We start from the raw sequence: 9846 nt of genomic DNA, 5'->3' as shown, positions 1-9846 counted from the left end.
GTCCAGCGCACCCAGGTCGTCACCACTGCGCACCTCGCTCCAGCGCCGGTTCAGCACCGCCTGGGTGCGCCGCTCTTCCAGCGGTGCATCGTCGAGGAAGGCATACGGCCTGGCATTGAGAATGGCCGCAGCCAGCGGAGAGGGGGCGGGCAGGTCACGGCACAGCAGACGCACTGCGCCGCTTTCCATGCGCCGCAACAGCGCCAGCCAGCCTTCGCAGTCCATCGCCTCGTGCAGGCAGTCATCGAGGGTTTGTTCGACCAGCGGGTGATCGGGTACCTGCCGCTCGCCGACAATGTTCTCCAGGCAGGCGATCTGGTCGGGGAACACGGCGGCCACCAGGTCTTCGCTTTTCATCCGCTGGATCTGCGGTGCTACCTTGCGCCCGCCGACAAAGCGCGGCAGGGCCATCGCCACACTGGCGTTCCAGCGCCAGCGCACGCCGAACAACGGCGCCTCGAGCACTGCCTGAATCAGGATTGGCTCGGCGCTGCGGCTGTTCAGGTAGCGCCACACTTCATCGAGCTCGAAGCTATGGCTGGTCGACAGCGACAGTACGATGGCATCCTCGCTGGCGGCGGCCTGCAGCTCGAAGTTGAAGGTGCGGCAGAAGCGCTTGCGTAGCGCCAGGCCCCAGGCGCGGTTGATGCGGCTGCCGTACGGCGAGTGGATGATCAGCTGGGTGCCGCCGGATTCGTCGAAGAAGCGCTCCATCACCAGGGTCTCCTGCGAGGGCAGGGCGCCAAGCGCTTCGCGGGTGCGGGCCAGGTAGTCGAGCAACTGGCCGGCGCTGTCTTCACCCAGTTCGAATGCGCTCTGCAACCACGCCAGCACTCGGTCCAGGTTACCGTCAGCCAGTGCCAGTTGCTGGTCAACCTGCCCCTGCAAGCGGGCCACCGCAGCCGACAGCTCGTCACTGCGCCCCGGCGCTTCACCCAGCCAGAACGGGATGGTCGGCGGCAGGCCCTGGGCATCCTCCACCCGCACCCGGCCCGGTTCTACCCGCAGGATGCGATAGGAGGCATTGCCCAGCTGGAAGATATCGCCGGCAATGCTTTCCACGGCAAAGTCTTCATTGACGCTGCCGATGTTGAGCGACTGCGGTTCGAGCAGTACCGAGTAGTCGGCGTTGTCGGGGATGGTGCCGCCGCTGGTCAGCGCCGTCAGCTGGCTGCCGCGGCGGCCACGCAAGGTGCCACTCACGGCGTCGCGGTGCAGGTAGGCACTGCGCACGCCCTGGCGGCCGTTGTAACCCTCGGCGAGCATGCGCAGCAGCGCCTGGTAATGGGCGTGGTCGAGTGCGGCATAGGGCGCGGCCTGGCGCAGGCAGTCGAACAGCGCCTGCTCATGCCAGGCCTGGTTGCTGGCTTCGGCAACGATCTGCTGGGCCAGCACGTCCAGCGGCGCCCGGGGCATGTGCAGCTCGTCCAGTTCGCCGCGGCGTACGCAGTCCAGCAGCGCCACGCATTCGATCAGGTCGTCGCGCGAGGTGGGGAACAAGCGCCCCTTTGGCACGCCGTCCACCTGGTGGCTGGCGCGGCCGACACGTTGCAGGAACGCCGCGATCGAACCCGGCGAGGCGATTTGACACACCAGGTCGATATCACCGATGTCGATGCCCAGTTCCAGTGACGCGGTTGCCACCAGCATCTGCAGCTTGCCGTTTTTCAGGCGCTGTTCGGCATCCAGACGCAGCTCCTTGGACAGGCTGCCGTGATGCGCGGCAACGGCCTCTTTGCCCAGCCGGTCGCTGAGGTGGCGGGTGATGCGTTCCGCCAGGCGGCGGGTGTTGACGAATACCAGGGTGGTGCGGTGTTCCCTGGCCAAGGCGGCCAACCGGTCGTACACCAGGCCCCAGACATCGGTGGCCATCACTGCAGCCAGCGGCACGGGCGGGACCTCGATGGCCAGGTCACGCTGGCGCGCATGCCCCACATCGACGATGGCGCAAGGCCGAGCGCTGCCGACCAGAAACTGCGCCACCCGCTCGACCGGCCGTTGCGTGGCGGACAGGCCGATACGCCGCAGCGGGCGGTTGCTCAAGGCCTGCAGGCGCTCCAGGGTCAGGGCCAGGTGGCAGCCGCGCTTGTTGCCGGCCAAGGCGTGGATTTCGTCGACGATCACCGTGTGTACGTTGGCCAGGCCTTCGCGGCCAGACGCCGAGCCCATCAGTACGTAAAGCGATTCGGGGGTGGTCACCAGAATGTGCGGGGCCAGCTTGCGCATGGCAGCACGCTCCTTCTGCGGGGTATCGCCGGTGCGCACTGCCGTGGTGATGCACGGCGCTTTCAGGCCCTCGTCTGCGAGTGCCTGGCTGATGCCTTCGAGCGGCGCCTGCAGGTTCAGGCGGATGTCGTTGGACAAGGCCTTGAGCGGCGAGACGTAGACCACCTGCGTTTGCGCGGGCAAGTCGCCGTGGCGCTCCAGACCTTGGCGAAACAGCTCGTCGAGCACCGCCAGGAATGCGCTGAGGGTCTTGCCCGAACCGGTTGGCGCGGCCAGCAGCAGTGACTGGCCGGCATGGATCAACGGCCAGGCCTGCGCTTGCGCATCGGTGACGGTGGCGAAATGGCCACGGAACCAGGTACGCACGGCGGGGTGGAACAGCTCGAGCACCGGGTGGTGTTTGGCGGGCAGGTTCATGTTCTGGTTATGGCGGGTGCGGGGCGGGTTGGCAAGGGGCCGTTCGTCTGGGAGGTCTGGTGAAAACTGATGCGTCCTTTTTGCGGGCTTGCCCGCAAAAAGGCCGGGGACAGGAGGCCGTGGACTTGTCAGGCCAATGACCCCATGGGATCCTCCCCGGCCATTGTCCTTGGTGAGCCCAGCCCATGCCCAACACCATCCGCATCGCCGCTGCCCTGCTGATCGACCCTCAGGGCCGCACCCTGCTGGTGCGCAAGCGTGGGACCCAGGCATTCATGCAGCCTGGCGGCAAGATCGATGCCGGCGAATCACCCGTTCAGGCACTGGTGCGCGAACTGCATGAGGAGCTGGGCCTGCAGATCGACCCGGACCAGGCCGTGCACCTGGGACAGTTCAGCGCCCCGGCCGCCAACGAGCCAGGCTTCGAAGTACAGGCCGAACTGTTCCGGGTCGACAGCGCTGCAGCGGTGGTCCCGGCCGCCGAGATCGAAGAAGTGGTGTGGCTGGCCGGCGATCAGACGCCCGCGCTGCCACTGGCGCCCCTGACCCGCGACCTGATCCTGCCGCTGTACCGCCAGGTGCTCAACGAACCGCGCTGACACCGTCCAGCGTGGCGAAAGAGGTGTCCTTGGCCGTCAGCAGGAAGTCGCGCATGTACGGCGCATCGAGCATGTCGGTGCGCACGGCGGCGTACAGCGTGGCAAACAGGCCCTTGTCGCCCAGGCGCTTGCCCTTCACATAACCGCGAGAGCTGTATTCATGCAGCGCCCAGTGCGGCATGCCACAGACGCCGCGGCCGCTGGCCACCAGCTGCATCATCATCACCGTCAGCTCGGAGGTGCGCACGGCTGCGGGCTCGATGTCTGCCGGCTCCAGGAAACGGGTGAAGATGTCCAGCCGGTCGCGCTCCACCGGGTAGGTGATCAGGGTCTGGTCGAGCAGGTCCTGCGGCACGATATACGGTTTGCTGGCCAACGGATGCTGGTTGGCCACGGCCAGCATCGCTTCATAGGTAAACAGCGGCACATAGGTGATGCTGGGCAGGTCCAGCGGGTCGGAGGTCACCACCAGGTCGAGGTCCCCGCGCGCCAGCGCCGGCAGCGGGGCAAAGGCGAAGCCGGAGGCCAGGTCCAGCTCCACTTCCGGCCATGCGTCGCGGAACTGGTCGATGGTCGGCATCAGCCACTGGAAGCAACTGTGGCATTCGATGGCCATGTGCAGGCGCCCGGCGGTACCTCCGGCAAGGCGCGCGATGTCGCGTTCGGCGCCGCGCAGCAGCGGCAGGGTGGCATCGGCCAGTTGCAGCAGGCGCAAACCGGCGCTGGTGAAGCGGATCGGTTTGCTCTTGCGCACGAACAACGGCAGGCCAAGTCGCTCTTCCAGTTCCTTGAACTGATGCGACAGCGCCGACTGAGTCAGGTGCAGGCGCTCGGCAGCCTCCACCAGGCTGTCGGCTTCGCGCAGGGCATGAAGGGTTTTCAGGTGACGGATCTCCAGCACTGGTGACTCCGGGATGATGATATGAGAAAAGAGCAATAGAGTTGAGTTTCCCTCATGTTGCGGTCGCTGTCGACTGCACGTTCAGCTGCACCGCCTGGCGGGAGTCATCAAACTGTCACTGAACTGTGGCAGCGCGACCGAAAAGAATTCATCAGACTCGCGCTCTACTGGGTATCTGCATTCTGGTGTTTCTTCCATGCGGGCTTTTCTGCTTTTTGTTTTCTTCATATTCAGCGTACCTGCGAGTTTCGCCGATCAACGTTGTGACACCCACGTGCCGGTGCAGCGCGCCGAGCTGGGCGCGGTCAGCCTGGTGTACCAGAGCGTCGGCGCGCCGCGTGACCCGGTCCTGCTGTTGGTGATGGGCCTGGGTGGGCAACTGATCCACTGGCCTGATGACGTGGTCGAGGCGTTGTGTCGCCAGGGTTTTCGGGTGATCCGCTATGACAACCGCGATGTCGGCCTGTCACGCTGGAACCAGCTGCCACCGTCAGCCAACCTCACGCTCGAACTGCTGCGTTACAAGGTGGGCCTGCCGGTGTCGGCACCCTACACGCTGACGGATATGGCAGATGACGGCTTGCGCCTGATGGATGCCTTGAGCGTGCGGCAGTTTCATGTGCTGGGTGTGAGCATGGGCGGCATGATCGCCCAGCACCTGGCGGCCATGGCCCCCGAACGCGTGCGCAGCCTGACGTTGGTCATGTCCAGTTCAGGGGCTGCCGGGTTGCCAGCGCCGGACCCGGCGCTGGTGCAGTTGCTGGCGCGGCGCAGTGCGCCGAACCGCGAAGTGGCCATCGAGCAGCAGGCCGACCTGCTCGCCGCCCTGGGCAGCCCCGAAGTACGTGACGACCGTGCGGTATTGCTGCAGCAGGCGGCTGTGGCTTACGACCGGGCCTTCAACCCGGACGGGGCCAAGCGCCAGATAATGGCGATACTGGCCGAGCCCAGCCGGGTGGAATTGCTGAACCAGCTTCGGGTGCCGACCCTGGTGGTGCATGGCACCGCCGACCCGTTGCTGCCGGTGATGCATGGTGTGCACCTGGCAGCGCATATCCAGGGCAGCCAGCTGCGCTTGATACCCGGGCTGGCGCACCGGTTTCAAGAGCGCTTCAAGGCGCCGCTGCTGGGCGCGGTGTTGCCCTACCTGCAGGCGCATCGGCAGGATGTCACACATATCGCCGGGCTTTGAGGCAGGGACTGGCCCTCAGTGCATCCGCAGCCACAAGGTCACCAGCACGGTCGCGGCCATCAGCCAGGCCACCGTGGCCAGCGCCAGCGACGCCTCCAGGCGCAGGCGGTCGACCAGCACATACAGGGTCGCCAGGTACACGAAGTACGGAATGATCGACCACATGCCAAACAGGATGGTGGTCTTCAGGTCGGCAATGCTGCGCCCCTTGCCGACAATGTAGTGGGCAATCAGCGCAAAGGTGGGGAACAGCGGTACCAGCCCGGCGATGTAGTAGTTGCGCGTCTTCGACAGCATCGCCAGCAGCAGTACCACGCCAGCGCCAAGGGCAGCTTTGAATACCAGGTCCACATCGTCTTCCAGGTCAGGGTGCGGGGTCAGCCGAGGCCGTATTTTTTAACTTTGTCGAACAGCGTGGTCTTGGCCATGCCCAGCTCCTGGCTGGCCTGGCTGAGGTTGCCACCGGTGCGCTGCAGGGCATCACTCAGCAGGTTGCGCTCGAACGCTTCCACGGCCTCGGCAAAGCCCAGGCCCTGGCTGGCGGCCCCGCTGGGGCCTTTCTTGAATGCTGGCAGGCCGAGCGCATAGCGTTCGGCCACATTGCGCAACTCGCGCACGTTGCCCGGCCAGTCGTGGGCCATCAGGCGTGACAGCGTCTGGCTGTCCAGCGTTGGCATCTCGCGGTCGAAGCGCAGGGCCGACTGCTGCAGGAAGTGTTCGAACAGCTGCAGGATATCTTCACGGCGCTCGCGCAGCGGGGGCAGCTCCAGGGTGACCACGTTCAGCCGGTAGTACAGGTCGCTGCGGAACTGGCCAGTCTGGCCCAGGGTGTCGAGGTCGGCCTTGGTCGCAGCGATCACCCGGCAGTCCACCGGGATGCTCTGGTTCGAGCCCAGCCGCTCCAGGGTGCGCTCTTGCAGCACGCGCAGCAGCTTGATCTGAAGGTTGATCGGCATGCTCTCCACTTCATCGAGGAACAGCGTGCCACCGTTGGCGTGTTCGATCTTGCCGATGCGGCGTTTACCGGCACCGGTGAACGCATTGGCCTCGTGGCCGAATATCTCGCTCTCGAACAGGTTTTCTGGCAGGCCGCCACAGTTCAGCGCCACGAACGGCTGCCCCTGGCGGCGGCTGAAGTCGTGCAGGCAGCGGGCGACCAGCTCCTTGCCGGTGCCGGTTTCGCCTTCGATCAGCACGTTGGCCGAGGTATCGGCAACGTTGACAATCAGTTCGCGCAAGTCCTGCATGGCCGATGAGCGGCCAATGATGCGCCCCTCCAGGCTGCTCTGTTCGGCCAGTTGCCGGCGCAAGGCCACCACTTCGCGGGACAGGCCACGGTGTTCCAGTGCGCGGCGCACCACGTCGACCAGGCGTTCCGGGGAAAACGGCTTTTCCATGAAGTCATAGGCGCCGTTGCGCATGGCGCCTACCGCCATGTCGATATCGCCGTGGCCGGTGATCAGCACCACCGGCAGGCTGCGGTCACGGGCCTTCAGGCGGTTAAGCAGCTCCAGGCCATCGATGCCTGGCAAGCGGATGTCGCTGACGACGATGCCGGCGAAATCCTCGCCGATGCGCTCCAGCGCCTGTTCGGCGCTGCCCACACCTTCGCAGGCGATGTCCTCCAGGGCCAGTGCCTGTTGGCAGCCGAGCAGCACATGCGGGTCGTCTTCGACGATCAGGACAGTAAGAGGCGCTTGGTTCATGGGTGCTCTGCCAATTCGCTAGGGGGGGAGACCAGCGGCAAGGCCAGGACAAAGGCCGTGCCGCCAGTGGCGGGGTGCTCGACGTTGAGGCTGCCCTTGGCGGCCGCCGCAAGGCTCGCCGACAGGGTCAGGCCCAGGCCCAGGCCATGCTCGCCCGGTTTGGTGGTGAAGAACGGTTCGAACAGGTGCTTGCGCGCTTCTGCGTCGATGCCGTGACCATTGTCGCGCACTTGCAAACGGTACTTGTCGCCCTGCAGTTCGCCTTCCAGCCACAGCTCGGGCGACGGCTGCGCGGCCATGGCATCCAGGGCGTTGCCGATCAGGTTGACCAGGATCTGCTCCAGGCGGGTCTGGTCGATGGCCAGTTGTTGGTCCTCGAACTGGTGATGCAATTGCAGGTGGCAAGCGCTGATGCGGTTGGCCAGCACCTGCAAGGTGGCTTCCACCGCCTTGGCCAGCGAGGCCTGGCCGCTGTCGTCACCGCGCCGGGCAAACGAGCGCAGGCTGGCGGTGATGCGGCCCATGCGGTCGATCAGGTCATTCATGGTGCGCAGGTTGGTACTGGCAGTGTCCAGCGCCCCGCGTTCCAGGAAACGCACGGTGTTGCCGGACAAGGTGCGCAGCGCGGCCAGCGGCTGGTTCAGCTCGTGGGCGATGCTGGTGGACATCTGCCCGATGGCCGCCAGCTTGCCGGCCTGTACCAGCTCGTCCTGGGCGTGGCGCAGGGTCTGCTCGGCATGCCGGCGCTCGCGAATCTGGCCTTTCAGGCGTTCGTTGCTGGCGCGCAGGTCGGCGGTGCGTTCGGCGATTCGCCGCTCCAGCTGACTGTTGGCTTCTTCCAGCGCCTCGCGGGCGGCCAGGCGGGTGGCGATGACCTTGCGCCGCTCGTTCCAGGCAATGCCGAGGATGGCCAGCAAGGCGAAGGCCACGCCTACCAGGATGCCTTGCACCATGGATTCGCGGCGCAAGTCCTGCAGCGGGGTCAGGAGGGTGAAGTGCCAGGGGGTATCGGCCAGGCGGCGGGTCTGGGCCAGGTACGCCACTTCGTGGGGCTTGCTCTGGGCGGTTTCAGTGTTGGCCGGGAAGGTCAGCTTTTCGACGCCGTCGGCCAGGGTTTCCCGGGCCAAGGGTTGCAACTCGTTCAGCGGCCACCAGTAATACTGCAGGCTGCGCGCCAGGCGCTCCTTGATTTGCGGGGTCAGCGGACGCACCGACTTCAGGCGCCGGGCCGGGTCGCTGGAAAGGATGATGATGCCGTTCTCGTCGCTGACGAAGGCTTCCAGGCGGGCACGCTGCCAACGCTCCTCCAGGGTGTCCAGGCGCACCTTGATCACCGCCACGCCAATGATCTTACCGTGTTCTTCCAGGCCGTGGGCCAGGTAGTAACCGGCTTCGCCCGTGGTGCTGCCGATGCCGTAGAAGCGCCCGGGCTCCCCACGCACGGCGGTCTGGAAGTAGGCGCGGAACGACAGGTCTTCACCCAGGAACGAGTCGGCATCGCGCCAGTTGCTGGTGGCCTGCACCCGTCCATTGGTATCGAGGACGAAGATGGCCCGGCTGCGGCTGCGCCGGTTCAGGCCTTCAAGGTATTCGTTGACTGCCTGTCGCGAGCCACCGTCAGGTTCGGTGAGCAAGTGCGAGACGCTGTCTTCGAGCTCCAGCAGGCTCGGCAGGTAGGTGTACTTGCTGATTTCGCTCTCTACTGTGCGCGCGTGCAGCTCCAGCTGGCGTTCGCCATTTTCGCTGAGGCTGCGGATGCCGTTGCTTTCGCTGATCAGATAGCCAGCCAGGCCCAGGCCGACCATCAGTAGGATGATCAGTGGCGGTATCAGCAATTGGCGTATCAGGCGGGAATTCACGGCAGGCTTGGCAGGGAGAAGAAGCGAAGGGTCGCATTTCATCACAGTGGCCTTGTCACGACCAGCGCCTGCTGCCCGAAAGGCAGCGGCGCCGACCGTTTCAGTGAAGCAAAATCAGTGTTGCAGGATCTTGCTGAGGAAGTGCTGGGTGCGTTCGTGGCGGGCCGTCGGGTCACCGAAGAAGGCTTCCTTCTGGCAATCCTCGATGATGTTGCCCTTGTCCATGAAGATCACGCGGTTGGCCACCTTGCGGGCAAAGCCCATTTCGTGGGTCACGCACATCATGGTCATGCCCTCGTGGGCCAGCTCGACCATCACGTCCAGCACTTCGTTGACCATTTCCGGGTCCAGCGCCGAGGTTGGTTCGTCGAACAGCATGACGATCGGGTCCATCGACAGCGCGCGGGCGATGGCCACGCGCTGCTGCTGCCCGCCGGACAACTGGCCCGGATGCTTCTTGGCGTGGGCGCTGAGGCCGACCCGCTCGAGCAGGGCCAGGCCCTTCTTGGTCGCTTCCGCTTCGCTGCGGCCCAGGACCTTGCGTTGGGCAATGGTCAGGTTTTCGGTGATGGTCAGGTGCGGGAACAGCTCGAAGTGCTGAAACACCATGCCCACCCGCGAGCGCAGCTTGGGCAGGTTGGTCTTGGGGTCGGCGATCGAGGTACCGTCGACCACGATATCGCCTTTCTGGAACGGCTCCAGCGCGTTGACGCACTTGATCAGGGTGGATTTGCCCGAGCCCGAAGGGCCGCAGACCACCACCACTTCACCCTTTTTCACCTCGGTGGTGCAGTCGGTCAGCACCTGGAAGTCGCCGTACCACTTGTTGACGTTCTTGATGGAAATCATACGGTGATCCTTTTTTGCAGGCGCTTGACCAGCCACGAAGCGGAGAAGCTGATGATGAAGTACACGACACCAGCGAAGATCAGGAACTCATGGGAGC

The 9846-nt window shown here is 65.2% G+C and carries 8 protein-coding genes and 1 pseudogene; 2 read left to right on the top strand and 7 right to left on the bottom strand.

Features of this window, described 5'->3' with window-relative positions; all coding sequences use genetic code 11:
- A partial coding sequence (locus tag HP547_RS23365) for a DEAD/DEAH box helicase (RefSeq protein ID WP_172287635.1) occupies window positions 1-2643 on the bottom strand: 2643 nt, incomplete at its 3' end.
- 185 nt (window positions 2644-2828) lie between these two features.
- On the opposite strand from HP547_RS23365, the gene HP547_RS23360 reads away from it, so the two are divergent.
- Window positions 2829-3242 carry an NUDIX domain-containing protein gene (locus tag HP547_RS23360; protein ID WP_172287633.1) on the top strand — a complete coding sequence of 138 codons (414 nt, stop codon included), beginning with the start codon at window positions 2829-2831 and terminating at the stop codon, window positions 3240-3242.
- Here HP547_RS23360 and metR read toward each other — a convergent pair.
- Complete coding sequence (gene metR / locus HP547_RS23355) at window positions 3226-4143, bottom strand: transcriptional regulator MetR (protein ID WP_172228346.1); 918 nt, start codon at window positions 4141-4143, stop codon at window positions 3226-3228. The genes HP547_RS23360 and metR overlap by 17 nt on opposite strands.
- A 196-nt stretch (window positions 4144-4339) precedes the next feature.
- Here metR and HP547_RS23350 point away from each other — a divergent pair, with 196 nt between their 5' ends.
- Window positions 4340-5335 carry an alpha/beta fold hydrolase gene (locus HP547_RS23350; RefSeq protein ID WP_172228344.1) on the top strand — a complete coding sequence of 332 codons (996 nt, stop codon included), beginning with the start codon at window positions 4340-4342 and terminating at the stop codon, window positions 5333-5335.
- A 15-nt stretch (window positions 5336-5350) separates the two neighbouring features.
- Here HP547_RS23350 and HP547_RS23345 read toward each other — a convergent pair whose 3' ends face one another.
- The 5 genes and pseudogenes from HP547_RS23345 to HP547_RS23325 all read right to left on the bottom strand — a co-directional run.
- Window positions 5351-5686: a GlpM family protein gene (locus HP547_RS23345; protein ID WP_172225299.1), complete on the bottom strand. Its 336-nt coding sequence runs from the start codon at window positions 5684-5686 to the stop codon at window positions 5351-5353.
- A gap of 26 nt (window positions 5687-5712) precedes the next feature.
- Entirely contained in the window at window positions 5713-7041 is a 1329-nt protein-coding gene (locus tag HP547_RS23340) for a sigma-54 dependent transcriptional regulator (RefSeq protein ID WP_172225296.1), read from the bottom strand.
- The gene (locus HP547_RS23335; protein WP_172225293.1) at window positions 7038-8942 is read right to left on the bottom strand and encodes an ATP-binding protein; all 1905 of its coding nucleotides are present in this window, start codon (window positions 8940-8942) and stop codon (window positions 7038-7040) included. The genes HP547_RS23340 and HP547_RS23335 overlap by 4 nt, the downstream gene beginning before the upstream one ends.
- 72 nt (window positions 8943-9014) lie before the next feature.
- Window positions 9015-9749, bottom strand: a complete 735-nt coding sequence (locus HP547_RS23330; protein ID WP_172225290.1) for an amino acid ABC transporter ATP-binding protein — start codon at window positions 9747-9749, stop codon at window positions 9015-9017.
- Window positions 9746-9846: pseudogene (locus HP547_RS23325) on the bottom strand (amino acid ABC transporter permease); the annotation flags it as partial. The pseudogene HP547_RS23325 and the gene HP547_RS23330, both read right to left, overlap by 4 nt.

This window comes from Pseudomonas sp. CM27 (genome assembly GCF_013179515.1).
Classification (GTDB): domain Bacteria; phylum Pseudomonadota; class Gammaproteobacteria; order Pseudomonadales; family Pseudomonadaceae; genus Aquipseudomonas.
Note: the sequence above shows the minus strand (reverse complement) of the source record. Positions and strands in the feature narration are given on the sequence as shown.